This is a genomic window from Tropicibacter oceani, assembly GCF_029958925.1.
GTDB classification, from domain to species: Bacteria; Pseudomonadota; Alphaproteobacteria; order Rhodobacterales; family Rhodobacteraceae; genus Pacificoceanicola; species Pacificoceanicola oceani.
Window position 1 is genome coordinate 645,708 of sequence record NZ_CP124616.1, and the last position, 24,025, is coordinate 669,732.

General features: G+C 63.9%; 24 protein-coding genes. 17 read left to right on the forward strand and 7 right to left on the reverse strand.

Annotated elements, in window-relative coordinates:
- Positions 1 to 2 precede the first annotated feature (2 nt).
- Positions 3 to 1,361: a mitofilin family membrane protein gene (locus QF118_RS03035; RefSeq protein ID WP_282301176.1), complete on the reverse strand. Its 1,359-nt coding sequence runs from the start codon at positions 1,359 to 1,361 to the stop codon at positions 3 to 5.
- A gap of 59 nt (positions 1,362 to 1,420) precedes the next feature.
- A complete protein-coding gene (locus QF118_RS03040) occupies positions 1,421 to 2,143 on the reverse strand; it encodes a uroporphyrinogen-III synthase (RefSeq protein ID WP_282301177.1) in 723 nt (240 codons plus the stop codon).
- 73 nt (positions 2,144 to 2,216) lie between these two features.
- Between QF118_RS03040 and tsaD the strand changes: the two genes are divergently transcribed.
- The 5 genes from tsaD to QF118_RS03065 are packed head-to-tail and all read left to right on the forward strand — an operon-like array spanning position 2,217 to position 5,388.
- On the forward strand, positions 2,217 to 3,299 hold the full coding sequence (gene tsaD, locus QF118_RS03045) for a tRNA (adenosine(37)-N6)-threonylcarbamoyltransferase complex transferase subunit TsaD (RefSeq protein WP_282301178.1): 1,083 nt from the start codon (positions 2,217 to 2,219) through the stop codon (positions 3,297 to 3,299).
- Entirely contained in the window at positions 3,296 to 4,246 is a 951-nt protein-coding gene (locus QF118_RS03050) for an NAD(P)H-dependent glycerol-3-phosphate dehydrogenase (protein ID WP_282301179.1), read from the forward strand. The genes tsaD and QF118_RS03050 overlap by 4 nt, the downstream gene beginning before the upstream one ends.
- A 3-nt stretch (positions 4,247 to 4,249) precedes the next feature.
- On the forward strand, positions 4,250 to 4,525 hold the full coding sequence (locus QF118_RS03055; protein WP_282301180.1) for a YciI family protein: 276 nt from the start codon (positions 4,250 to 4,252) through the stop codon (positions 4,523 to 4,525).
- Positions 4,522 to 4,941: an EVE domain-containing protein gene (locus tag QF118_RS03060; RefSeq protein WP_282301181.1), complete on the forward strand. Its 420-nt coding sequence runs from the start codon at positions 4,522 to 4,524 to the stop codon at positions 4,939 to 4,941. The genes QF118_RS03055 and QF118_RS03060 overlap by 4 nt, the downstream gene beginning before the upstream one ends.
- 51 nt (positions 4,942 to 4,992) lie before the next feature.
- Positions 4,993 to 5,388, forward strand: a complete 396-nt coding sequence (locus QF118_RS03065) for a DUF1761 domain-containing protein (RefSeq protein WP_282301182.1) — start codon at positions 4,993 to 4,995, stop codon at positions 5,386 to 5,388.
- 241 nt (positions 5,389 to 5,629) lie between these two features.
- Here the strand turns inward: QF118_RS03065 and QF118_RS03070 are convergent, their stop codons facing one another.
- Together QF118_RS03070 and ahcY are read right to left on the reverse strand one after the other, a co-directional pair.
- A complete protein-coding gene (locus tag QF118_RS03070; RefSeq protein ID WP_282301183.1) occupies positions 5,630 to 5,971 on the reverse strand; it encodes a DUF2853 family protein in 342 nt (113 codons plus the stop codon).
- A gap of 217 nt (positions 5,972 to 6,188) precedes the next feature.
- Entirely contained in the window at positions 6,189 to 7,580 is a 1,392-nt protein-coding gene (ahcY, locus tag QF118_RS03075; RefSeq protein ID WP_282301184.1) for an adenosylhomocysteinase, read from the reverse strand.
- Positions 7,581 to 7,701: 121 nt separating this feature from the next.
- Here ahcY and QF118_RS03080 point away from each other — a divergent pair, with 121 nt between their 5' ends.
- The 3 genes from QF118_RS03080 to QF118_RS03090 all read left to right on the forward strand — a co-directional run bounded on the left by QF118_RS03080 (position 7,702) and on the right by QF118_RS03090 (position 9,860).
- Positions 7,702 to 8,400 (forward strand): FkbM family methyltransferase, encoded by a 699-nt coding sequence (locus QF118_RS03080; protein WP_282301185.1) that lies wholly within the window; start codon positions 7,702 to 7,704, stop codon positions 8,398 to 8,400.
- A gap of 9 nt (positions 8,401 to 8,409) precedes the next feature.
- On the forward strand, positions 8,410 to 9,003 hold the full coding sequence (locus tag QF118_RS03085) for an HD domain-containing protein (RefSeq protein ID WP_282301186.1): 594 nt from the start codon (positions 8,410 to 8,412) through the stop codon (positions 9,001 to 9,003).
- A gap of 215 nt (positions 9,004 to 9,218) precedes the next feature.
- Positions 9,219 to 9,860, forward strand: coding sequence for a hypothetical protein (locus QF118_RS03090; RefSeq protein ID WP_282301187.1), 642 nt, complete (start codon positions 9,219 to 9,221; stop codon positions 9,858 to 9,860).
- Positions 9,861 to 9,878: 18 nt separating this feature from the next.
- On the opposite strand, the gene QF118_RS03095 is transcribed toward QF118_RS03090, so the two are convergent.
- Positions 9,879 to 10,433: an ActR/PrrA/RegA family redox response regulator transcription factor gene (locus QF118_RS03095; protein WP_282301188.1), complete on the reverse strand. Its 555-nt coding sequence runs from the start codon at positions 10,431 to 10,433 to the stop codon at positions 9,879 to 9,881.
- Positions 10,434 to 10,539: 106 nt separating this feature from the next.
- A complete protein-coding gene (locus QF118_RS03100) occupies positions 10,540 to 11,160 on the reverse strand; it encodes an SCO family protein (RefSeq protein ID WP_282301189.1) in 621 nt (206 codons plus the stop codon).
- 78 nt (positions 11,161 to 11,238) lie between these two features.
- On the opposite strand from QF118_RS03100, the gene regB reads away from it, so the two are divergent.
- From regB to hslV, 9 genes are all read left to right on the forward strand, one after another.
- Positions 11,239 to 12,636: a sensor histidine kinase RegB gene (gene regB, locus QF118_RS03105; protein WP_282301190.1), complete on the forward strand. Its 1,398-nt coding sequence runs from the start codon at positions 11,239 to 11,241 to the stop codon at positions 12,634 to 12,636.
- Positions 12,637 to 12,738: 102 nt separating this feature from the next.
- Positions 12,739 to 14,262 carry a PAS-domain containing protein gene (locus QF118_RS03110; RefSeq protein WP_282301191.1) on the forward strand — a complete coding sequence of 508 codons (1,524 nt, stop codon included), beginning with the start codon at positions 12,739 to 12,741 and terminating at the stop codon, positions 14,260 to 14,262.
- A gap of 40 nt (positions 14,263 to 14,302) precedes the next feature.
- On the forward strand, positions 14,303 to 14,776 hold the full coding sequence (gene tsaE / locus QF118_RS03115) for a tRNA (adenosine(37)-N6)-threonylcarbamoyltransferase complex ATPase subunit type 1 TsaE (protein ID WP_282301192.1): 474 nt from the start codon (positions 14,303 to 14,305) through the stop codon (positions 14,774 to 14,776).
- A complete protein-coding gene (locus tag QF118_RS03120) occupies positions 14,773 to 15,735 on the forward strand; it encodes an aminoglycoside phosphotransferase family protein (RefSeq protein WP_282301193.1) in 963 nt (320 codons plus the stop codon). The genes tsaE and QF118_RS03120 overlap by 4 nt, the downstream gene beginning before the upstream one ends.
- The gene (locus tag QF118_RS03125; RefSeq protein WP_282301194.1) at positions 15,720 to 16,391 is read left to right on the forward strand and encodes a nucleotidyltransferase family protein; all 672 of its coding nucleotides are present in this window, start codon (positions 15,720 to 15,722) and stop codon (positions 16,389 to 16,391) included. Before QF118_RS03120 ends, QF118_RS03125 begins: the two co-directional genes overlap by 16 nt.
- Positions 16,384 to 19,302, forward strand: a complete 2,919-nt coding sequence (gene addB, locus QF118_RS03130) for a double-strand break repair protein AddB (RefSeq protein WP_282301195.1) — start codon at positions 16,384 to 16,386, stop codon at positions 19,300 to 19,302. The genes QF118_RS03125 and addB overlap by 8 nt, the downstream gene beginning before the upstream one ends.
- Positions 19,299 to 22,652, forward strand: a complete 3,354-nt coding sequence (gene addA, locus QF118_RS03135; RefSeq protein ID WP_282301196.1) for a double-strand break repair helicase AddA — start codon at positions 19,299 to 19,301, stop codon at positions 22,650 to 22,652. Before addB ends, addA begins: the two co-directional genes overlap by 4 nt.
- Positions 22,653 to 22,730: 78 nt before the next feature.
- Positions 22,731 to 23,051 (forward strand): thioredoxin, encoded by a 321-nt coding sequence (gene trxA / locus QF118_RS03140; RefSeq protein WP_282301197.1) that lies wholly within the window; start codon positions 22,731 to 22,733, stop codon positions 23,049 to 23,051.
- Between the two features lie 120 nt (positions 23,052 to 23,171).
- A complete protein-coding gene (gene hslV / locus QF118_RS03145; protein WP_282301198.1) occupies positions 23,172 to 23,732 on the forward strand; it encodes an ATP-dependent protease subunit HslV in 561 nt (186 codons plus the stop codon).
- On the opposite strand, the gene QF118_RS03150 is transcribed toward hslV, so the two are convergent.
- Positions 23,729 to 23,929, reverse strand: a complete 201-nt coding sequence (locus tag QF118_RS03150) for a hypothetical protein (protein ID WP_282301199.1) — start codon at positions 23,927 to 23,929, stop codon at positions 23,729 to 23,731. The two genes, hslV and QF118_RS03150, sit on opposite strands and share 4 nt — an antisense overlap.
- Positions 23,930 to 24,025: the final 96 nt, after the last annotated feature.

Consider the following 24,025-nt stretch of genomic DNA (forward strand, 5'->3'; position numbering starts at 1 on the left):
CCTTATTCTTTGTTCAGTTCCTGAGCGAGCGACTGCGCCGCTGCCAGAGCTTCGTTGCGCGCGGTGGCGCGGGCGACCCAATCGGCCAGAACGGCCTGCGCCTCGGCGGGCAGGGCCTGCAATTCGCCCAGCGTGGCGTCCAGATCACCGACCTTGATCGCCGCCTCGGCGCGCGACAGGACCGCATCGGGGTCATTGCCTTCGCGCGGGGTGACCGAACGGGCGCCCAGCTGGTTCGACAGGAAATTGGCCAGACCGCCGGATCCCTCATCGGCCGGGGCATTCCTGCGCGCGGCGCTCAGCGCGTCGCGGGCCAGGTCCGGGAATTCCGTCGCAAGGGCGGTCAGCGTCGGCACGCCCTTGATCGCCCGCGATGCGATGGCGTCCGGCACCTGAACACCGTTTTCTTCCAGTTGCGCCAAAGGTTCGGCAAAGGGTTTGCCGTCCTGGGCCAGCGCGATCAGTTCCGCCAGGATGCTGCGGGACGATGCCAACTGGGCCTGTTCCTGCGCGCTGGACTGGTCGGCCAGCGCCTTTTGCGCCATGGCCTGGATTTCGGCCTTTTGCTCTTCGACCGCCTGTTTCTGGGCGGTGATGGCAAGCCGCAGTTCTTCGAGTTCGCGTTCATAGGCGGCGATGGCCTCGGGGCCGACGGCACCGGCAACCGGCGCCTTTTCCAGCGCAGTCATGCGGCTGTCCAGCCCGGCAAGGCCGGTTTCCAGCGCGGCAAGGCTGCTGGTCATGCCGGACAGGGCGTCTTCGACCCCGGCGACCGAGGACATGACCGGGCCAAGGTCGATGATGCCGATGGCCTTTTGCGCATCGGCGATCCCTGCCTCAAGATCGGCAATCTGCTTGGCCTGGGCTTCGATGGTCGCGCGGGCCTCGGCCTCAAAGGGGTTGGGCTCGGCGCCGAAATCGGTGAACTGCGCTGCGCCAAAGCCAAGCGCCGCAGCGACCACGCCGCCCAGCGCCATGGGAACAAAGCCGCCTTTACGCTCGATCACCTTTTCCTGCACCACCGGTGCCGGGGTAGGCGTGGGTTCGGCGGTTTGCGTGTCGGCAAGGATATCCTCGACCTCGGAGGAGGCCACGTCATCGGCCGTTTCCTCGTCCAGCACCTCGGCGGCGCCCTTGGAATTGGTCACCTCGTCGGCCAGCGCGTCACTGTCCACCTCGGATGCCTCTGCCTTGGCCGGTTCGGCCTGGACCACGGGGGGTTCATCAGGTGACGGATCAGACGGCGCAACGCCGTCCTGACCTTCGGCAGCCGTTTCTGTCACGGCCGCGACGGTTTCATCGGGTTTGGCGGTTTCTGCCTCAGGCTTGCCTGAGGGTTTGCCGGACTTTGCCTTTGCCACGTTTCGTCACCCTTTCACATTCCCGCGCGCGCACCCCTTGGCGGCCGCGGTTGCAGTCTTCAATTCTTTACCGATTCCCCAGCGACTTCCAGCAATTCCAGGACAGCAGCCAGCATCGCGTCGGATTCGGGGCGCTTTGCAATCTTCGACTTCCATATATGAAGCGGCTGAACCGCATTGACCACAGCCTGACTGATCCCCGCGACAAGAAGCGGCGCTTTTACCGGCTGTTTCGCCAAAAGAGCGGCGGTTCTGGGCGAAAACAGCGGGGCAATCACCGGAATTTCCCCCGCAAGGGCATCGCAGGCCTGCGTCGTCAGCGGCAAAGCAGGCTGATCATAAAGGATGGCGGCCCGGGTGGCGATACCGCGCGCCGTCAGCGCAGCGGCCACATCGCCGCGACTGTGCGCGCCGCAAACATGCAGCAAGGGCGCTTTCGGCCGCCGGGCGTCGATCATGTCAATCAAGGTTTGTGCATTGCCATCGGCGCTTTGCGCGGTGATGCCGGCGGCTTTTGCCTTTTCGGCCGTGGCCTTGCCCACGGCAAAGGCCGGCAGGTCAACCCGCCCGCCCAGCGCGATCCAGGCATCCACCCCATTGGCCGAGGTAAAGATCAGCCCGGCCAGATCGTCCTGCGGCGGCAGGGGGCCAGTCACCGTGATTCCGATCAAGGGCGAAAACACCGGCCGAAACCGCGCGCCTGCGGCCTGCAACTGTTGCACGAGTCCATCGGACTGCGCCCTGGGGCGGGTCATCAGCACAATGGGATCGGGCTTGGCCATCTCGTCTCCGGGATTGTGGGGCGCCTTTCAGGGTGGTAGCTGCGGAGGCAGGGTAAAGCAACGGGAACGGCGGATGAAACCTCCCCCTCTCATTCTTGGGCTGGAAAGCAGCTGCGACGATACCGCGGCGGCACTGCTGCGCGGGCGCGATGTGCTCAGTTCCGTCGTGATGGGGCAGAACGCGCTGCACGCGGATTTTGGCGGCGTCGTGCCGGAAATTGCCGCCCGCGCCCATGCGGAACGGCTGGACCTCTGTGTCGAGCAGGCCCTGGACGAGGCCGGAGTGACCCTGACGCAGGTGGATGCGATTGCCGTGACCGCCGGGCCGGGGCTGATCGGCGGGGTTCTTTCGGGCGTTATGCTGGCCAAGGGGCTGGCGACGGGTCTTGGCAAACCGCTGATCGGGGTGAACCATCTGGCGGGCCATGCCCTGACACCGCGCCTGACCGACGATCTGACCTATCCTTACCTGATGCTGTTGGTATCGGGCGGGCATTGTCAGTTCCTGATCGTGCGCGGGGCGCAGGACTTTACCCGGCTTGGCGGCACCATCGACGATGCCCCCGGCGAAGCCTTTGACAAGACCGCTCGCATTCTGGGCCTGCCGCAACCCGGCGGCCCCTCGGTCGAGGCCGAGGCGCTGAAAGGCGATGAAAAGCGGTTCCGCTTTCCCCGCCCGCTGCTGGACCGCGAGGGCTGTGATCTGTCGTTTTCCGGGCTGAAAACCGCGATCCTGCGCCAGCGCGACGCCCTGATCGCCGATCAGGGTGGGCTGACCCTGCAGGATCGCGCCGATCTTTGTGCCGGGTTTCAGGCCGCCGTGCGCGATGTCCTGATGGAAAAGACCCGCCGCGCGATTGCGGCCTATCTGGACGAAGCCCCGGCAGATCCGGCGCTGGCCGTTGCAGGCGGCGTGGCGGCCAATCAGGCACTTCGCGCGGGGTTAGAGACTGTTTGCACGGATGCGGGTCTGCGGTTCACCGCCCCGCCCCTGCGCCTGTGCACCGACAACGCGGCGATGATCGCCTATGCCGGGGGCGAAATGCTCGCGGCCGGTCAGACCGCCGACATGACCCTGTCGGCGCGCCCGCGTTGGCCGCTGGACAAACGTGCCGCGCCTTTGGTCGGGTCCGGCAAAAAGGGGGCCAAGGCATGAGTGTTGCGATCCTTGGTGGCGGCGCTTTCGGAACCGCCCTGGCCGTGGCCATCGGGCAGAAACGGCCTGTGACGCTGTGGGCGCGCGATGCCGCGCACCTGCTGGAACATCGCGAAAGCCCCCGCCTGCCGGGCGTGACCCTGCCCGAAACCGTCACGATCACCGCCGATCTGGAACAGGCGCTGGACAAGACCGCGATCCTGTTTTCCATGCCGATGCAAAGCCTTGAGGGGTTCGCGGCGCAGATTTCCACCCCCTTGACCGGCAAGGCGCTTGTCGCCTGCTGCAAAGGGATCGACCTGACCACACTGCAAGGCCCCGCCGCGATCCTGTCGCAGCATTGGCCGCAGGCAACTCCGGCCATCCTGACCGGCCCCAGCTTTGCCGCCGATATCGCGCGCGGATTGCCCACCGCGCTGACGCTGGCCTGCGCCGATGACGCGCTTGGGACGACCTTGCAGGAATGGCTGTCCACGCCGACTTTGCGGCTCTATCGCACCACGGATGTGACCGGGGCCGAACTGGGCGGCGCGTTGAAAAACGTTATCGCCATCGCTTGTGGCGCCTGCATCGGGGCGGGCCTGGGCGACAGCGCCCGCGCCGCGCTGATGACGCGCGGCTTTGCGGAAATGACCCGCCTTGCCGCGTCCCTTGGGGCGCGCCCCGAAACCTTGGCCGGGCTTTCCGGGCTGGGCGATCTGACCTTGACCTGCACGTCGGACCTGTCGCGGAACTTTCGCTATGGGCTGGCCCTGGGCAAGGGGCAGGCCTTTGACCCCACCGTCACCGTCGAGGGGGCCGCCACCGCCCGCGCCGTGGCGCAGATTGCCCAAAAGCGCGGCCTGCCCCTGCCCGTCTGCACCGCCGTGGCCCATCTGACCGATGGCAGCCTGACGGTGCAGGACGCCATGACCCAACTGCTGTCCCGACCTTTGAAAGAGGAATGAACCATGCTTATCGCCCTGATCGCCCACGACAAGAAAGGCGCGCTGCAAACGCGCAAGGACAACCGCGATGCCCACCTTGCCTATATCAAGGCAACTGGTGTCGTGAACCAGGCCGGGCCTTTGCTGGACGGCGCGGGTGAAATGTGCGGCAGCCTTGTGATCCTGGATGTCGCCGACATGGCCGCCGCGCAGGATTGGGCGGACAATGACCCCTATGCCAAGGCCGGGCTGTTCGACAGCGTCACCCTGACCGCGTGGAAACGGGTGATCGGCGGATGAGATACTGGCTGTTCAAATCCGAACCCTCGACCTGGGGCTGGGACGACCAGCTGGCCAAGGGCGACGCGGGCGAAGAATGGGACGGCGTGCGCAACTACCAGGCCCGCAACTTCATGCGCGAAATGAAAGTCGGCGATCGCGGCTTTTTCTACCATTCCCAGAAAGAACGCGTGGTTGTCGGCGTGGTCGAGGTGATCGCCGAGGCGCACCCCGACAGCAGCACCGACGACGCGCGCTGGGACTGCGTGGACATCAAGGCGGTCGAGACCGCCAAGACCCCCGTCACGCTGGATGACATCAAGGCCGACCCAAGACTGGCCGACATGGTGCTGGTCAAGAGTTCGCGCCTGTCCGTCCAGCCAGTGACAGACGCGGAATGGCGGATCATCTGCGACATGGCCGGATTGCAAGGCTAGCCAGACGCGCCGGCTTTGGGCAGGATGTTCGCGCAAACAGGAGGCATCGCCATGGAAATCGTCCAAGTCATCCTTGCCACCGTCGCGGCCTTTGCGGCCGGGGCCGTCTGGTACATGAAACTGTCCAAGCCGTGGCTGGAGGCAACGGGCATCCCTGTCGGACCCGATGGCAAGCCCGAGGGGGGCAACAACCCCGCGCCCTTCATCATCGGTTTTTTCCTGCAGCTGGTCGTGGCGGGCATGATGCGCCATGTCTTTTCGCTAGCCGGGATCGACACCCTTGGCGAAGGCATCGTGGCAGGGCTTGGTATCGGGCTTTTCTTCATCACGCCCTGGATCGGGCTGAACAACGTCTATTCCATGCGGCCCTGGAAACTGACCCTGATCGACGGCGGCTATGCCACGCTGGCCTGTGCCATCATGGGTCTGGTTCTGACGATTTTCTGAGACGTCACCGCGCAAAATAAAACGGGGGTACCAGCCAGATGGTCGGTACCCCCGTCACCCCACGTGCTCCCTACGCACCACACGTGAATTGATCAAAGAACCGGCCTTTCTGGCCTGCTTGAACATCAGCTAACCGAAAACAGGGCTGCGTGGCAATCATCGAGTCCAAGCAATTCGATTTGCTTTGCAATTGAAAAGGCCCCCGCGAAGCAGGGGCCTTTAATCATGGATAAACCTTGGCTTAGCCGTAGACGGACTCTTTGCCGAAATGCTTGGTCAGCATGTAATAGACCACCGCGCGGTATTTGTTGCGCTCCGAGCGGCCATAGGTTTCGATCACACTGTTGATCGCGTCCATCAGCTCGGGGCCGTCTTTCAGGCCCAACTTTTTCATCAGGAAGTTTTCCTTGACGGTTTCCAGCTCGGATTCCTGGCTGCCCGCGACGGTCGAGGCATCGGCGTTGTAGATCGCCGGGCCGCAGCCGATGGTGACCTTGGTCAGCAGCGCCATGTCCGGCTCCATCCCGCATTTGGTCTTCAGGTCTTCGGCGTATTTCGCGATCAGGTCGTCACGTTTTCCCATGTTCCACTCTCCCTCGGAATTTGATCGGGTCAATAAATCACGGATACCTTGGACAAGCCCGGCGCGTAAATCTAGGGGAAAAACTGCGGGGCAACGTCGCGACAAAGGACAGAAACCACCAAGGCGCAGCTTTGGCCGCCCTGAACGCAGCCCGCAAAAAACAAAGCCCCCTTTCTTTCGAAAGAGGGCTTTGGATCACTTAGGGACCGTCATCCGATCAATAGCGGTAATGCTCGGGCTTGAAGGGGCCGTCCGGCGAAACGCCGATATAGGCGGCCTGCTCGGGCGACAGCTGGGTCAGCTTGACGCCGATCCGGCCAAGGTGCAGGCGGGCGACCTTTTCGTCCAGATGCTTGGGCAGGATGTAGACGCCGTTCTTGTAGTTGTCGCCGTTCTTGAACAGTTCGATCTGCGCCAGAACCTGGTTGGTAAAGCTGGCGGACATGACAAAAGACGGATGGCCCGTGGCATTGCCCAGGTTCAACAACCGGCCTTCGGACAACAGGATGATCCGCGCGCCCGAGGGCATCTCGATCATGTCGACCTGGTCCTTGATGTTCGTCCACTTGTGGTTGCGCAGGTTGGCAACCTGGATTTCGTTGTCAAAGTGGCCGATGTTGCCGACGATGGCCATGTCCTTCATCGCGCGCATATGCTCGATCCGGATCACGTCCTTGTTGCCGGTGGTGGTGATGAAGATGTCGGCGCTGTCGACCACATCTTCCAGCAGGACCACCTCGAACCCGTCCATCGCGGCCTGAAGCGCGCAGATGGGATCGGCCTCGGTCACCTTGACGCGGGCACCGGCACCGCGCAGCGACGCGGCCGAGCCCTTGCCCACATCGCCATAGCCGCAGACCACGGCGACCTTGCCGGCCATCATGGTGTCGGTGGCGCGGCGGATGCCGTCAACCAGCGATTCCTTGCAGCCGTATTTGTTGTCGAACTTCGACTTGGTGACGCTGTCGTTGACGTTTATCGCGGGGAAAGGCAGTTGCCCGTTCTTTTGCAATTCGTACAGACGGTGCACGCCGGTGGTGGTTTCCTCGGACACGCCAAGGATCGCATCGCGCGTCTTGGTGAACCAGCCGGGAGTTTCGGCCATGCGCTTCTTGATCTGCTTGAAGATCACCTCTTCCTCTTCCGAGGTTGGGACGTCGATCAACCCGGTTTCTCCCGCTTCGACGCGGGCGCCCAGAAGGACGTAGAGCGTGGCATCGCCGCCATCGTCCAGGATCATGTTCGCGCCCTCGGGGAACATGAAGGATTTGTCGAGGTAATCCCAATGCTCGGTCAGGGTCTGGCCCTTGATCGCAAAGACGGGAACCCCCGCCGCGGCAATCGCCGCCGCCGCGTGATCCTGCGTCGAGAAGATGTTGCACGAGGCCCAGCGCACGTCCGCACCCAGCGCCACCAGCGTTTCGATCAGAACCGCGGTCTGGATCGTCATGTGCAGCGAGCCGACGATCCGCGCGCCCTTCAAGGGCTGCTCTTCGCCGTACTCTTCGCGCAGGGCCATCAGGCCGGGCATTTCGGTTTCGGCAATGTCCAGCTCCTTGCGACCGAACTCTGCCAGCGAAATGTCCTTCACAATGTAATCTTGGGTCATGATGCGCCTTGCTCCTGATGCCACACGTATAAGACGTGCTCCGTTAACAAAGGGTGGTCCGATTGACAACAAGCCCCGTTGCCATATGCAGGACCACGTCGGGTAACATGGACGCCGTGGAATGGACTTCAAGCATCGCACCTTTGTCAATGAGTATGGGTTCTACTGTGTTCCGGATGAATACGCCAAGCGCGAGATACCGAAAATCCTGGCCCACGGCGGGGTTTACGAACCCAATACGCTGAAACTGATGCGGCGCCGGGTGGGCGATGGCGACATCGTGACCGGCGGCGCCTTTATCGGGGATTTCTTTCCGGCACTCGGCAGCGCCCTGGCCCCCGGTGCCCGCCTGATCAGCTTCGAGCCGAACCCGCTGAGCTTTGCCGCCGCGCAGGCAACCATTGCGCTGAACGGGCTGACAAATGTCGATCTTGCGCCGGTTGCCGTGGGCGAAGCGCCGGCCAAGCTGCATCTGCAACTGGCGCGCCAGGGGGGCAGCGCCACCGCCGCCCGCGCCAAGATCGTCGAGAACGCAGGCGACGGCGAAACCATCGAGGTTGACGTCGTGCCGCTGGATACGTTGGTCGACAAGGGCCGCAAGGTTTCCGTGCTGCACCTGGATGTCGAAGGCCATGAAAAGGCTGCCCTGCTTGGGGCGCAGCGGATCATTCAGGACTGTCGCCCGATGATCGTTCTGGAAGCCGACAGGAAATGGATGCGGAACATGTATCTGGATTTCCTGAACGAACACTTCGGGGATCTGGGCTATCGGTATTGCGGCGGCATGGAACGCAACGCTTTTTACCTTTCGGAACGTTAGGGGGCTGTCATGGCGAAACAACCACGCGCATGGCAGCGCATGTTGTCCGGTCGTCGGCTGGACCTGCTGGACCCGACCCCGGTGGATATCGAGATCGAGGACATCGCCCACGGGCTGGCCTTTGTTGCGCGCTGGAACGGGCAGACGCACGGCGATTACGCCTATTCGGTGGCCGAACATTCGCTGCTGGTCGAAGAGATCTTTGGCCGCATGTGCCCCAGGGCGACGGTGGCCGACCGCTTGACCGCGCTGCTGCACGATGCGCCGGAATACGTGATCGGAGACATGATTTCCCCGGTCAAGGCCGCCGTTGGCCCGGGCTATGAAGACCTGGACAAACGGTTGACCTCGGCCATCCACATCCGGTTTGGCCTGCCCGCGATGACCCCCGCCAAGTTGAAGAAACAGATCAAGCAGGCGGATCGGATCAGCGCCTGGATGGAGGCGGTGCAGATCGCCGGGTTTTCCCGGGCCGAGGCCGACAAGTTCTTTGGCGCCCCCGATCTTGACCTGATCGCAGACCTGCAAATCCTGCTGCGCCCGCCGTTGCAGGTGCGGCGCGATTTTACCGCCCGGCATGCCGCCTTGATGGTCGCGCTTTGATCCGGGTCAGGGTGACCGTGGGGAAACTGCCACAGGTTTGACCGGAGTTTTGCCGGTGCGCGCCTGGAAACAAAGCGCCCAATTCTTGCCGCATTGGTCCCCTATCGAGAACGACAATTGTTTCGTTCCAGAGGTTCCCAATGTCCCCCAGCAAAATCATTTTGATCACAGCTTTGACCTTTGTCCTGACCGGTTGCGGTCAGGCGCCTCGATTGATGACGACATCGCGCAACGACACGTCCTTCATGTTGGGCACCTCGTTCCTGATCGAACCGGTCGCGCAAACCTCGGCGCAAGAGGTGCTTTTGACAGAAGAGGCCATCGCGCTCGAGGATTCCTTGCGCGCGCTGATGCGTTCGGCCAAGGGCGGCACAGCCAGGGGCGAATGCTCGGCTGTGCTGTCCGATCCGACGATGGCCGATTGTTCGGAAACCCAACTGTTGGGGCGCACCATCGGCGGCTTGCGCGGGCTTGGAAAAGGCGCTGATCCCATCGACCTGGAACGCGTCACCGCCAGCCTCGCCCAAAGCCACGAAAAGCTTGAGCGTGTCGATCAGGGCGTGACCTTGATGCTGAAACAGCAAAGCGCGGAACTGCTCCATCTGCAAAAAGAGCACGCGGCGGGACTGGTTTCGGATCAGGAATACAACACCCGCGTCACCGCCATGCAGCAAACCCGCGCTGCCGTGGCCGAGGCGCTGACCCTGAGTGCCGCGCAGGCCGCCAAGGCCCGCAAGATGTTCGAACAGGCGCAGGACAACGGCCAGACCGGTCTGTCGTGGTATCTGGCATCAATGACCCGGATTCAAAGCGTTGCCGAAAGCGCCAAGGCCCGCCTGAACGTCACGGCGGGCTAAGCGCCGACGCCAATGGGCCTAGCGCGGGCTGCGCTTGGCCAGAATGCGTTGCAGGGTGCGGCGGTGCATGTTCAACCGCCGTGCCGTTTCCGACACGTTCCGGTCGCACAGTTCGTAAACGCGCTGGATATGTTCCCACCGCACGCGATCCGCGCTCATCGGGTTTTCCGGCGGCGGCGGCAGGTCATCGCCCTTGGCCAGCAAGGCATTGGTGATATCCGTCGCATCGGCGGGCTTGGACAGATAGTCCGTTGCCCCGATCTTGACCGCGGCCACGGCCGTGGCAATCGCGCCATAGCCCGTCAGAACCACGATCCGGCTGTCCGGACGCTTTTCGCGCAGCAGTTCGACCACATCCAGCCCGTTACCGTCCTCGAGCCGCAGATCGACAACCGCATAGGCCGGTGGGCGCGCTGTTGCGATGGCCCTGCCGCCAGCCACCGATCCGGCGGTTTCAACCTCAAAGCCGCGTTTTTCCATGGCCTTCGCCAGGCGCTTTAGAAAAGCCTCATCGTCGTCAACAAGAAGCAGCGTCTTGTCTTCACCGAGTTCATCGATGTCGCGTTCTGCCAAAGCCCATCCTCCCGGCCCGTTCGCCCGTGTAAAGATGAGTATTAGCGGCGCGATGGGTGGTGGTCAAACCATTGAGGAAAAGGGTTTTGGCAGCGTGCTTTGTCGGTTACGACGCATCGACAAAACACGCCACCTTGGTTGCCATCTCGTCGGGGGAAACCTCGCGGCGGAAATATTCGACAAAGCCGTGATCCGGCAGGACCAGATAGGTAAAGGTCGAGTGGTCGACCAGGTAATAATCATCCTCGCCGGGCTGGCGTTTGTAATAGGTGCGATAGGTCTGGCTGGCGGCCTTGATCTGCTCTTCGCTGCCGGTCAGGCCGATCATCTTTTCGTGAATGTTGGCGGCGAAATCGCCCACCGCCTGCGGCGTGTCGCGGTTGGGGTCGATCGTCACAAAGACCGGCGTCACGGAATACCCCCGGTCAGCCAGAACATCGACCGCATCGGCATTGCGCACCGTGTCCAGCGGACAGACATCGGGGCAGAAGGTATAGCCGAAATACAGCAGGGTCGGTTCGGTGATGAAATCGGCATCGGTGACGGTTTCGCCATCCTTGTTGACCAGCGTCAGGGGGCCACCGATCTGACCACTGCCCCCGGCAATGGCGGTGCTGCGGCACTGGGCGAACTGATCGCCGCCTTTCGCACCCATGGTCGCGTACCAGACACCCCCCATCAGGCCAACGATGGCAACACTGGCGGACAAAAAGGCAAGACGTCTCATTTTCAGGCTCTCCCATTGCGAAGACTTGCCTGACAGGTAACAATCCACACGATCCCCGCAAGTGACGAATGGGCGCAGATGGCGAATAGTGAAATCGGCCTTTTCGGCGAATACCAACGCAGCAACTGGATTCGCCTTCGGACGATGATCCTGTTGCGCTGGTTCGCCATTGTCGGCCAGTTGATCGCGATCACCGTCGCGCAGCGGATGTACAACCTGCAACTGGAACTGGGGCTTTGTTACCTGGCGGTCGGGGTGTCCATCGTCGGCAACCTGGTGGCGATCTTTGTCTTTCCGGAAAACAAGCGGCTGTCGGAAACCGAGAATTTCCTGATGGTCATGTTCGACCTGCTGCAACTGTGTTTCCTGCTGTACCTGACGGGCGGGCTGCACAATCCGTTTTCGCTGTTGGTGCTGGGGCCGGTGACGGTTTCGGCCTCGGTCCTGACCTTGCGGTCGACGGTGATCCTGGGCGTGACGGGCTTTGTCCTGGTGTCAGGCATGGTATTTTACCACCTGCCCCTGCGCACCCAGGAAGGGTTCATCCTGCGCATTCCGGATGTCTTTGTCTTTGGCCAATGGACCGCGATCAGCATCGCCCTTGTCTTCATCTCGGTCTATTCACGCCGCATCACGCGCGAGATGAATTCGATGTCCGACGCGCTGGCCGCGACCCAGATGGCGCTGGCCCGTGCGCAGAAACTGAACGACCTTGGCGGCGTCGTTGCGGCCGCCGCGCATGAACTGGGCACGCCGCTGGCGACGATCAAGCTGGCCTCCTCCGAGCTGGCCGATGATCTGGATGATCGGCCCGACCTGCAAGAAGACGCCCTGCTGATCCGTGAACAGGCGGACCGTTGCCGCGATATCCTCCGCTCCATGGGACGGGCCGGCAAGGACGACCTGCACATGCGCTTTGCCCCCCTGATCGAGGTGATCCGCGAGGCAGCCGAACCGCATCAGGACCGCGGCAAACAGATCGTCATCGAGGACGGGCCCGGCCCCGGCGGCGAATTCGGCCAGCCCCAGGTCCTGCGCCGCCCCGAAGTGATCCACGGATTGCGCAACCTGGTGCAGAACGCCGTCGATTTCGCACAAAGCACCGTCTGGGTCGAAGCGATCTGGACCGATGACGTCATTTCCATTCGGATCATCGACGACGGGCGCGGCTTTCCGCTGCACCTGATCGGGCGCATCGGTGATCCCTTTGTGCGCAAACGGCGCAGCGAAGCCGACCGCAAGGCGCGCCCGGAATACGAAGGCATGGGGCTGGGTCTGTTCATCGCCAAAACCCTGCTGGAACGCAGCGGGGCCGAGCTGAGCTTTGCCAATGGGTCCGACCCGGCAACCGGGCTTCACCGTCAGGGTGATCGCTGCGGCGCCGTGGTCGAAGTCGTCTGGCCGCGCAACAAGATCGTCGCCGAGGCAGCGCAGCCCGGAACCGCACTGGGGGAAAATGTACCTTTCTCGCAATGAGCCCACGGAAATCCGGCGCAGTTGCTCTGAAACTTAACATTTCGTAAACTACTTTTTGGCTTGGTGGAATTTCGCCAACGCAACCGAAGCGGGAAAATCGAATTGCAAGACCATTGGGCAATAGGGATCGGAATCCTGAGCGGAGTCGCGCTTTTGATCCTGGGCTGGCTGGTCATCCGGATCACCAGATCCTCCAGCCCGCGATCGGTCGAAACCGCTGGGCTTAGCGAAACCGTCTTTTTGTTCGATCGCAGCGGGGCCTTGCTGGATTGCACGGCTGATGCGCATGCGATCCTTGGGGCATCGGTGGCCAATGGCGGGGTTTGGCGCGACCTGCACGAGGCGCTGGTCACGCGGTTCCCGGATTTGCCGGTCGATCTGCCCACCCAACCGGTTTCACTGATCTCGCATGACATCGCGCAGACCGAACTGACCGTCACACCCGACGGCAGCAGGATACGCGCAACACTCAAGGCGGCGCCCCTTGGCCCCGCCGCGCAGCACCAGTACCTGGTGCGCGGCGACCAGCTGGAACAGCTTAGCACCGCCTTTGACGTGGCCCCCAACCCGATCTGGACCACCGACCACGACGATCAGGTCATTTGGAAAAACGCGGCCTTCGATGTGTTGCTGGCGGCCATAGGCAACCAGGACAGCGACAAACCTCTTTTCGACATGGGGCAGGCGGGGCTTTCTGATGCCAACAGCAGCCGGGTCCGGGTTGAAATGTCGAATGGCACCACCCGCTGGTTCGAGGTGACATCGCGCAAGACCCCCGAAGGAAGCGTGCATTTCGCCACCGATATCGACGCCCTGATCGAAGCGGAACTGGCCCAGCGCAACTTTGTCCAGACGCTGGCCAAGACCTTTGCCCATCTGCCGATCGGACTGGCCGTCTTTGACCGCGACAGGCGGCTTGTCCTGTTCAACCCCGCCCTGGTCGATCTGACGCGACTGCCGGTCAATTTCCTGTCGGCCCGGCCCAACCTGCTCAGCTTTTTCGACCACATGCGCGAAACGCGGATGATGCCGGAACCCAAGAACTATGCGACCTGGCGCGAACAGCTGACCGATGTGATCACCGCCGCGCGCGATGACCGCTATTGCGAAACCTGGAGCCTGGCCTCGGGCCTGACCTACAAGATTTCCGGTCGCCCGCATCCCGACGGCGCCGTGGCCTTTTTGCTGGAGGACATCAGCGCCGAGATTTCGCTGACCCGGCGCTTTCGCTCCGAGCTGGAACTGACGCAATCCGTCATCGACTGTTTCCACGATGCCGTCGCCGTCTTTTCCCGGCTGGGCGTGCTGACCTTCAGCAACTCGGCATATCGCAAACTCTGGAGCTGCGACCCCGACAGCGCCTTTTCCGAACTGACCATCGTCGATGCGACGAATGAATGGAAAGATGCCTGCGACCCCAGCCCGATCTGGTCCGAACTGCGCGAATACGTGCTGACCATGCAGGACCGCGCGGCCTGGAGCGCGAACCTGACGCTTCGCGATGGCGACGAACTGCAGTGCTGGATCGAACCGGTGTCCGCTGGCGCGACGATGGTGCGGTTTTCCAACCTGCCCGCGTCACGCGCCCGGCTAGCCCCGCCCAGCAGCAAGGTCGCGACTGGCTGAACGGGCTTGCAGCGGCCGGGTCCGGCGGTATCTTCGGGCCATGACCGATCGGCAAATCACGACCACCCTGACCTCACCCGAAGACACCTGTGCACTGGCGGCCCGCCTGGGTCCGCTGCTGCGCGCTGGCGACGTGATCCTGCTGACCGGCGGCATCGGCGCGGGCAAGACGCATTTCGCGCGCTGCCTTATCCGTTCCGTGCTGCTTGAGGACGAAGACATTCCGTCCCCCACCTTTACCCTTGTCCAGGTGTACGACACCCGGCAGGGCGAACTGTGGCACAGCGATCTGTACCGCCTGTCCGGCCCTGACGATTGTGTCGAACTGGGCCTCACCGATGCTTTTGAAACGGCCATCTGCCTTGTGGAATGGCCCGACAAATTGCAGGATCTGACCCCGGAAACCGCGCTTTGGCTTGGTTTTGACGCTGGCCCGCAGGACGATGCGCGCAATCTGACCCTGACGTGGCACACGCCGCGATGGGACACCGTTCTGAAAGGCCTGGTGGCATGACCGATTTCCTGCAAGCGGCGGGCTGGGCCGGGGCCGATGCGCTACCTTTGGCTGGCGATGCTTCGGCGCGGCGCTATACCCGGCTGGTGCGGGGCGCAGACCGGGCCATCCTAATGGAAGACCCTGAAGGCGACGTGGCGTTGTTCGCCCGCCTTGCACGACACCTTGGCGCGCTTGGGCTCAGCGCTCCGCAGGTTCTGGCCGAAAATGCCGAACACGGCCTGCTGCTGCTCGAAGATCTGGGCGACGGCCTGATTGCACGGCTTGCCCAGCAGGGAGGCGACGAAAAGCGGCTCTATCTATGCGCAACTCAGGCCTTGGTCGAACTGCACGCCCACCCCGCGGCACCTGGCCTGCCAAAGGCCACGCCCGAACGTCTGGCCGGAATGATCGATCTGGCCTTTGACTGGTACACGCAGGCCCAGTCAGCCAAACCCGCCGCCATCGCGGCGTTCCTGCCGATCCTGCAGCAACACGCCCTGCCCGCCGATGTCATGGTCTTGCGTGACTATCACGCCGAAAACATCCTCTTTTTGCCCGACCGGCACGGCGCCGCCCAGGCCGGCCTGCTGGATTTCCAGGACGCAATGGAAGGGCACCGCGCCTATGACCTGGTGTCGCTGATCGAGGACGCCCGCCGCGACGTTGATCCGCAAACCGCCGAGGCCTGCATCAGGCACTATATCGCCGCAACCGGCCTGCCCGAAGACGGGTTTCGCGCCTCGTTGGCGGTGCTGGGCGCCCAGCGCAACCTGCGCATTCTGGGCGTCTTTGCCCGGCTTGCAGCCACGCGCGGCAAACCGCACTACATCGACCTGATCCCCCGGGTCTGGCGCCACCTGCAATCAGACCTGCGGCACCCGGCGCTTGCCCCGCTGCGCGATCTGCTGGCCGATGCCCTGCCAAAGCCCGATGAACCCCACCTTGCAAGACTGAGAACCCCATGCCCGACGCCGTAATGCTTTTCGCCGCCGGGTTCGGAACACGCATGGGCGCCCTGACAAAGGACCGCCCCAAACCGCTGATCGAGGTCGCCGGACGGCCGCTGCTGGATCATGCGCTGGACCTGACCCGGGGCCTGTCCACCCGGGTCGTCAACGCGCATTACCACGCCGATCAGATCCTGGGTCACCTGCAAGGCCGCGATGTCACCGTCAGCGTCGAAACCCCCGAGATCCTTGATACCGGGGGCGGCCTGCGCCATGCCTTGCCGCTTTTGGGGGATGCGCCGGTGTTCACGCTGAACACGGATGCCATCTGGAACGGCCCGAACCCGCTGGACCTGCTGCAAGCGGCCTGGGACCCCGGCAAGATGGATGCGCTTTTGCTTTGCGTTCCGATTGCCCAGGCGGTCGGGCGCAATGCCCCGGGGGACTTTACCCTGCACCCCAGCGGACGGCTGATCCGGCAGGGCGACCTGGTGTATACCGGCGCGCAGATCGTCAAGACCGACCTGTTGCACGACATGACCCAGCCCGCCTTTTCCCTGAACCTGCTGTGGAACCGCATGGCCCAGGACGATCGCCTGAACGGGCTGACCTATCCCGGCAAATGGTGCGACGTCGGCCACCCGGACGGGATCGCCCTGGCCGAAGGGGTTTTGCGGGATGGCTAAGCCCAACATATTCGCCCTGCCCCCGGGGGTGGATTTCGCCCGCGAACTGCTGGACGGACTACGCGCCCGCATCGACGGCCCGCCCGAAGCCATGGCCGAGGTCGAGCTGTACGTGAACACCGAACGCATGGCGCGCCGGTTGCGCAGCCTGTTCGACCAGGGCCCGGCGACCCTGTTGCCAAGAATACGCCTGGTCACCGATCTGGCCGATCCGCTGACACGCGCGCAGCTGCCGCAACCGGTTCCGCCCCTGCGCCGCCGGCTTGAGATGGTCGGCCTGGTCGCGCGCCTGATCGAGGCACAGCCCGACCTTGCCCCGCGCTCGGCGCTGTATGACCTGGCCGACAGCCTGGTGGGCCTGATGGAGGAAATGCACAGCGAAGACGTGCCGCCCGAAAAGGTCGCGCAGCTGGATATCTCGGACCAATCGGGGCATTGGGCGCGGGCTTTGACCTTTTTCAACGCCGTGCAGCCGTTCTTTGACGAAGGCGCCGAACCCGACCGCCAATCGCACGCGCGGCTTGCCCTGGAACAAAGGCTGAATCGCTGGGAAATCGCGCCACCCCAGCATCCGATCATCGTTGCCGGATCGACCGGGTCGCGCGGGACGACGGCGGCTTTCATGCGCGCCGTCGCGCGGCTGCCAAGGGGCGCTGTCGTCCTGCCCGGTTTCGATTTCGACATGCCGGACACGGTCTGGGATCGGCTGGGCGACCCGATGAAGGGCGAGGATCATCCGCAATTCCGCTTTGCCCGCCTGCTGGCCGAACTGGGCCTGACCAAGGACGACGTGGCGCGCTGGACCGGGGCCCTGCCGCCCAGCCCGGCGCGCGGGCAGCTGTTGTCGCTGGCGCTGCGCCCCGCCCCGGTGACCCACCAATGGATGAGCGAAGGCCCGAACCTGCCCGACCTGCGGCAGGCCTGCGCCGATGTCACCCTGCTTGAGGCCCCGACCACCCGCGACGAGGCCATGGCCATCGCCCTGCGCCTGCGCGACGCTGCCGAAACCGGCACCCGCGCCGCGCTGATCACACCGGACCGGATGCTGACCCGGCAGGTGACCTCGGCGCTGGATCGCTGGGGCATCACGCCCGATGACAGCGCCGGAATACCGGCGCAACTGACGCCTCCGGGGCGGTTCCTGCGCCATGTCGCCGAACTGTTCACCAAGGACCTGTCCGCCGAGGCGTTGCTGACGCTGCTGAAACATCCGCTGACCCATTCGGGGGCGGAACGCGGCCCGCACCTGATCCATACGCGCGATCTTGAACTGCACATCCGCAAAAAGGGGCTTCCTTTTCCGGGGGCCGAGGCGGTGCAAGCCTGGGCGCAGGCGCATGATTGCCCGCAATGGGGCGCCTGGGTCGCCGAAACCTTCTGCGATCAGCGCGAAGCGGGCGAACCGGCCCTGGCGGATTGGATTGATCGGCACGTGGCGCTGGCCGAACGCATCGCCGCCGGAGCGGCGACCGATGGGTCAGGCGGCCTGTGGCAAGAGAACGCCGGCCGCAAGCTGCAGGAAATCGTGTCAGGCCTGGCCGCCGAGGCCGAGCATGGAAGCCCGCTGGATGCGCGCGACTATGCCGACCTGTTCGGCGCGATCCTGGCCGCCGAAGAGGTGCGCAACCGCGACGAAGGCCATCCACACATTCTGATCTGGGGTACGCTCGAAGCGCGGGTGATGGACGCCGACCTGCTGATCCTGGCCGGATTGAACGAAGGCAGCTGGCCCGAAATGCCCGGGGCCGATCCCTGGCTGAACCGTAAGATGCGCGCCGATGTGGGTCTGTTGTTGCCCGAACGGCGCATCGGCCTGTCTGCGCATGACTTCCAGCAGGCCGCCGCCGCGCCAGAGGTCTGGTTCACCCGGGCGCTGAAATCCGACGACGCGGAAACCGTTCCGTCACGCTGGCTGAACCGTACCGTGAACCTGATGACCGGCCTGTCCGATCGCCATGGCCCCGAAGCGCTGGCGACAATGAAGGCGAAGGGCGCGCATTGGCTGGCCCTTGCGCGTGCATCGGAACAACCGCTGACGACCGCGCCGGCGCGGCGTCCGTCGCCCGCCCCCCCGGCCGAGGCACGCCCGCGCGAACTGCCGGTGACCGACATCAAGAAACTGGTGCGCGACCCCTACGCGATCTACGTCCGGCGCATTTTGCGACTGCGCGCCCTTGATCCACTGATGCGCGCGCCCGATGCCCTGATGCGCGGCGTGCTGGTCCATTCGGTGCTTGAGAACTTTGTGAAAGCCACGCAGGACGACCCCGCCAACCTGACCGTCGAAACCCTGATGCAGAAGACCGCCGAATTGGTAGGCGATGCCGAACAGGTACCCTTTCCCACCATCCGGGCGCTATGGACCGAACGGATGCGGGCCATTTCGGGCTGGTTCGTGGCGACCGAAGCGGAACGGCAGGCGCTGGCCCATCCCGCGCATTTCGAAGTGCGCGGCAAGGCGGTGATCCCGGCGCTTGGGTTCACCCTGACCGGACAGGCCGACCGGATCGACATCGACGACCGTGGAGGCGCCCATATCTATGATTACAAGACCGGCTCGGCCCCGACCGGCCCGCAACAAAAGCAGTTCGACAAGCAACTGCTGCTAGAGGCCGCGATGGTCGAAAAGGGTGCCTTCAAGGACCTTGCCCCGCGCCACGTCGAACGCGCGCTGTTCATCGCGCTCAAACCCGGCGACCTCAAAGAGGTGCCTGCCCCCCTGGACGAAAGCCCGCCCGACAAGGTCTGGGAAGAACTGGCGCTTTTGATCGCCGCCTACCTGGACCCGGCCAAAGGGTTTTCCGCAAGGCGCGCCCTGATGTCGGACAGTGATTTCGCCGAATTCGACCACCTGTCGCGCTTGGGCGAATGGGACGTGACCGACCCGGCCGACCCCGAGGTGCTGACATGACCCGCGATCTGGCAACCCAGCGGCAGGTCGATGCCGCCGCGCCCGGAAACTCGACCTGGCTGGCCGCGAACGCCGGGTCGGGCAAGACCCGCGTGCTGACCGACCGCGTCGCGCGCCTGCTGCTCGAAGGTGTCCTGCCCGAGCACATCCTGTGCCTGACCTATACCAAGGCCGCCGCAAGCGAGATGCAGAACCGCCTGTTCCGCCGCCTTGGCGCCTGGGCGATGCTGGACGGCCAAGCCCTGCGGGCCGAGCTGCGCACGCTGGGGGTGGAAACCGCGCTGGATGACGATTTCCTGCGTCAGGCCCGCACATTGTTTGCCCGGGCCATCGAAACCCCCGGCGGTTTGCGCATTCAGACCATCCATTCCTTCTGCGCTTCGTTGCTGCGCCGCTTTCCTCTTGAGGCGAAGGTCAGCCCGCAGTTCCAGGAAATGGTCGATCGGTCCGGCGAATTGCTGCGGGCCGAGATTCTGGATCAGATCGCCGAAGGGCCGGACGCCCATCTGGTGCAGGCGATTGCGCCCTATATTTCCGGCGACGATGCCGAAAGCCTGCTGGCGGAACTGACCCGGCACCGCGATGCCTTTGCCCTGGCCCCGTCTGATGCGGCGATCCACGCCGCCTATGGCCTGGCCGAGGGGCTGACCCTGGACACCCTGCCGGCGCAGGTCTTTCTGGGCAGCGAACAGGCTCTGTTTCAGCAGATCATCCCCCATTTGCGGGCCAGCGGCGTCTATGACAACGCCCTTGCCGACGCGCTTGAGGCAGGTATCGCCGCCGATCCCGCAGGCCTGACCGCGCTAGAGGCCGCCGTTCTGACCAAGGCCGGAACCGTCAGCAAACGCCTGCTGTCCAAGGGGCTTACGAAAAACGCGCCTGACCTGGCCGAAGCCTTTGCCCAGCTGATGCAGCGGGTCGAAGACGCGCGCCAGACGCGCCTTGCCTTGCTTGCCGCCCAGCGCGACATCGCCCTGCACCGGTTCGCCGCCCGCTTCATTCCCACCTACGAGCTGGCCAAACAACGCCGCGGCTGGCTTGATTTCGACGATCTGATCACCCGCGCCCGCGACCTGCTGAACGATCCCAAGGTGGCGGCCTGGGTTCTATACAAACTGGACGGCGGGATTGACCATATCCTGGTGGACGAAGCGCAGGACACCTCGCCGGTGCAATGGCAGGTGATCGAACGTCTGGCGCAGGAATTCACCTCGGGCGAAGGCGCGCGGACCGACACCCGGCGCACGATCTTTGTCGTCGGGGACAAGAAACAGTCAATCTATTCGTTCCAGGGGGCCGATCCCGCCGAATTCGACCGGATGCGCGACGAATTCCGCGAACGTCTGCTGCACACGGATGCGCCGCTGGCCGCGATGGAACTGGAGCATTCCTTTCGGTCGGCCGACCCCATCTTGCGGCTGGTCGACTGCACCTTTGACAACGCGCAGGAGTCGGGCTTTGTCCCCGATCAAAAGCACCGCGCCTTCAAGGATCGCATGCCCGGCCGCGTCGATCTGTGGCCCGTCGTGGAAACCGTCAAGGAAGACGTCGACGCCGAGTGGTTCGACCCGGTCGACCGGGTCGGCGTGCAGCACCACACCGTCATTCTGGCGAAACGCATCGCGGATTTCATCCACGGAACCATCCAGGCGGAAACCCCCCTGCCGATCGAAAAGGGGCACAGCGGCGACTATCAGGCCCGACCCGTCCACGCCGGCGATTTCCTGATCCTCGTGCGCGCGCGGTCGCGGTTGTTTTCGGAAATCATCCGCGCCTGCAAGCAAAAGGGCCTGCCCATTGCCGGGGCGGACCGGCTCAAGGTCATGGCAGAATTGGCCGTCCGGGATATCATGGCGCTGCTCAGCTTTCTGTCGACCCCCGAGGACGACCTTTCGCTGGCCACGGCGCTGCGCTCGCCCCTTTTCGGGATCAGCGAACAGGCGCTGTTCGACCTGGCCCACCGGCGCACCGAAAGATACCTGTGGGAGGCGTTGCGCAAAAACCGGGAAAAATTCCCGGCGGTGATGCAGGTGATCGACGACCTGCGCGACCAGACCGATTTCCTGCGGCCCTACGATCTGATCGAACGCATCCTAACCCGGCACAAAGGGCGTCAGCTGCTGGTCGGGCGCCTGGGCGCCGAGGCCGAGGATGGCATCAACGCCCTGCTGGTGCAGGCACTGGCCTATGAACGCAGCGACATCCCGTCGCTGACCGGCTTTCTGCAATGGGCCGAAGCGGACAACCTTGAAATCAAGCGCGCCGCCGAAAGCGCCGGCAAGACGCTGCGCGTGATGACGGTGCATGGCGCCAAGGGGCTCGAGGCTCCGATCGTCATCATGCCCGATTGCGCCGAACGCAGGGATACTCTGCGCGCCAGTCTGCTGCGCGACCAGGGCGGGCTGTTGTGGAAACAAACCAGTGACGCCCTGCCCGCCCGCCACGCCGCCGCGATCCAGGACGCAAAGGATGCCGAGGCCCGCGAACACGACCGCCTGCTGTACGTCGGCCTGACCCGGGCGGAAAAGTGGCTGATCGTGGCCGCATCAGGCGATACAGGCAAAAGCGGCGCCGCCTGGTACGACAAGGTCGCGCGCGGCATGCAGGGCGTTGGCGCCGAAGAGACGCTGTTCGACTTTGGCGATCTGGGCTCGGGCAAGGGATTGACCGTCCGGCATGGCGACTGGTCGGCGCTTGACATGACCCGGCCCACCACCGTGGCCGATTTGTCGCCTGACCTGCCCAGCCACCTGACCCGCGCCGCGCCTTTGCCGCAGATTCCCCCGGCGACGGTCAGCCCGTCTGACCTTGGCGGCCCCAAGGCGCTGCCCGGCGACGAAGGCGACGATGAAGGCGCTGCCAAGGAACGCGGCAGCCTGATCCATGAACTGCTGGAACTGCTGGCCCCCCTGCCCGCCGAAACCCGCGAATCTGCCGGCCAGGCCCTGCTGACGGCAAAAGGGTTTTGGCCAGGCGCAGAACCGCTTTTGCGCGAAAGCCTGGGCGTTCTTCAGGCGCCGGATCTTGCCCCGTTCTTCGCGCCCGGCACCCTGGCCGAAGTGCCCGTGGCAGCCGACCTTCCAGGCATTGGCCGGATCCACGGCATCATCGACAGGCTGGTTGTCACCCCCGACAAGATCACCGTGCTCGATTTCAAATCCAACCGGGTCCTGCCCGCAAACGCCGATGCCGTCCCCGAAGGTCTAAAGCGGCAGATGGGCGCCTATGCCCGCGCGCTCGGCCAGATCTATCCGGGCCGTGAAATCGAAACCGGGCTGATCTGGACCATCAATGCGCAATACATGCCCTTGCCGCACGATACTGTGACACAGGCACTCGGGCGGATGTGAACACCTTGACGGGCGGGCGGCGGCTCCATACCTTCCGGCCTCAACACAGCTGCCCCCATTTTCGATAGGAGAAGACCCATGGCCACTGTTGCCGTTACCGACGCCACCTTTGACGCCGAAGTCAAGAATTCCGATGTCCCCGTTGTCGTGGACTTCTGGGCCGAATGGTGCGGCCCCTGCAAGCAGATCGGTCCGGCCCTCGAAGAGCTGGCCGCTGAATATGATGGCAAGGTCAAGATCGCCAAGGTCGACGTTGACCAGAACCCCAACGCCGCCGCCGCCATGGGCGTGCGCGGCATCCCCGCGCTGTTCATCTTCAAGGACGGCCAGGTCGTGTCCAACCGCGCCGGCGCTGCCCCCAAGGCCGCGCTCAAGGGCTGGATCGACGACTCGATCTGAACCGGCCTGCCGGTGCAATCAGGGCCTCGCCTTCCCGGCGGGGCCTTTTTCTTTTCCCGGCTTCTTCTTGGCAAAAATACTCAAATCCCCCATATCGGCAGGAACCAAAGGAGGCAGACCATGAGCGACACAGATTTCCCCGGCTGGCATGGCACCACGATCATCGGCGTGCGCAAGGGCGGCAAGGTCGTCGTCGCCGGCGACGGACAGGTCAGCCTTGGACAGACCGTGATCAAGGGCACAGCCCGCAAGGTGCGTCGCCTGTCCCCGGGCGGCTACGACGTGGTCTGCGGTTTCGCCGGTTCGACCGCCGATGCCTTTACCCTGCTGGAACGTCTCGAAGCCAAGCTCGAGGCAACGCCCGGCCAGTTGCAGCGCGCCTCGGTCGAACTGGCCAAGGACTGGCGCACCGACAAGTACCTGCAAAAACTCGAAGCGATGCTGATCGTCACCGACGGGCGCGATCTCTACATCATCACCGGCGCAGGCGATGTACTGGAACCCGAACATGACGTTGCCGCCATCGGATCAGGAGGCAATTTTGCACTGGCCGCAGCGCGCGCCATGATGGACAGCGACAAGGACGCCGAAGCCGTGGCGCGGGACGCCATGGCCATCGCCGCCGACATCTGCGTTTACACCAACGGCAACCTTACCGTCGAAACCATCAAGGCCAGCTAGACGTCAAGCTCGGTTGCCCCGCTGGGCTGACTGTCCAGCGGGTAGCGTACCTTGCCGCTCATCTGGTTGGCTGCGATCCCCAGATGCGTCAGCGCGCGGGAGGCCCAGTCTGCGGCCCCGTCGTGGTTCTTGTACTCTTTTGCGCTGCAATATTCGTCGCGGGCGAGGGTCTTGAATGCGGCATATCCTTTGGACATGGTAATCTCCTGTTGTGACTGAAAAGATTGGTGAAAGACTTGGGGTGAAATGCCTGAGAATGTTCAATGTACCGCAAATTCGCCTTTTGGGCGAGT

Bases quoted from the DNA above. Each gene is read 5' to 3' on its own strand.
- QF118_RS03040 (WP_282301177.1), bottom strand. From the start codon at position 2,143: ATGGCCAAGCCCGATCCCATTGTGCTGATGACCCGCCCCAGGGCGCAG.
- tsaD (WP_282301178.1), top strand. From the start codon at position 2,217: ATGAAACCTCCCCCTCTCATTCTTGGGCTGGAAAGCAGCTGCGACGAT.
- QF118_RS03050 (WP_282301179.1), top strand. From the start codon at position 3,296: ATGAGTGTTGCGATCCTTGGTGGCGGCGCTTTCGGAACCGCCCTGGCC.
- QF118_RS03055 (WP_282301180.1), top strand. From the start codon at position 4,250: ATGCTTATCGCCCTGATCGCCCACGACAAGAAAGGCGCGCTGCAAACG.
- QF118_RS03060 (WP_282301181.1), top strand. From the start codon at position 4,522: ATGAGATACTGGCTGTTCAAATCCGAACCCTCGACCTGGGGCTGGGAC.
- QF118_RS03065 (WP_282301182.1), top strand. From the start codon at position 4,993: ATGGAAATCGTCCAAGTCATCCTTGCCACCGTCGCGGCCTTTGCGGCC.
- QF118_RS03070 (WP_282301183.1), bottom strand. From the start codon at position 5,971: ATGGGAAAACGTGACGACCTGATCGCGAAATACGCCGAAGACCTGAAG.
- ahcY (WP_282301184.1), bottom strand. From the start codon at position 7,580: ATGACCCAAGATTACATTGTGAAGGACATTTCGCTGGCAGAGTTCGGT.
- QF118_RS03080 (WP_282301185.1), top strand. From the start codon at position 7,702: ATGGACTTCAAGCATCGCACCTTTGTCAATGAGTATGGGTTCTACTGT.
- QF118_RS03085 (WP_282301186.1), top strand. From the start codon at position 8,410: ATGGCGAAACAACCACGCGCATGGCAGCGCATGTTGTCCGGTCGTCGG.
- QF118_RS03090 (WP_282301187.1), top strand. From the start codon at position 9,219: ATGACGACATCGCGCAACGACACGTCCTTCATGTTGGGCACCTCGTTC.
- QF118_RS03100 (WP_282301189.1), bottom strand. From the start codon at position 11,160: ATGAGACGTCTTGCCTTTTTGTCCGCCAGTGTTGCCATCGTTGGCCTG.
- regB (WP_282301190.1), top strand. From the start codon at position 11,239: ATGGCGAATAGTGAAATCGGCCTTTTCGGCGAATACCAACGCAGCAAC.
- tsaE (WP_282301192.1), top strand. From the start codon at position 14,303: ATGACCGATCGGCAAATCACGACCACCCTGACCTCACCCGAAGACACC.
- QF118_RS03120 (WP_282301193.1), top strand. From the start codon at position 14,773: ATGACCGATTTCCTGCAAGCGGCGGGCTGGGCCGGGGCCGATGCGCTA.
- QF118_RS03125 (WP_282301194.1), top strand. From the start codon at position 15,720: ATGCCCGACGCCGTAATGCTTTTCGCCGCCGGGTTCGGAACACGCATG.
- addB (WP_282301195.1), top strand. From the start codon at position 16,384: ATGGCTAAGCCCAACATATTCGCCCTGCCCCCGGGGGTGGATTTCGCC.
- addA (WP_282301196.1), top strand. From the start codon at position 19,299: ATGACCCGCGATCTGGCAACCCAGCGGCAGGTCGATGCCGCCGCGCCC.
- trxA (WP_282301197.1), top strand. From the start codon at position 22,731: ATGGCCACTGTTGCCGTTACCGACGCCACCTTTGACGCCGAAGTCAAG.
- hslV (WP_282301198.1), top strand. From the start codon at position 23,172: ATGAGCGACACAGATTTCCCCGGCTGGCATGGCACCACGATCATCGGC.
- QF118_RS03150 (WP_282301199.1), bottom strand. From the start codon at position 23,929: ATGTCCAAAGGATATGCCGCATTCAAGACCCTCGCCCGCGACGAATAT.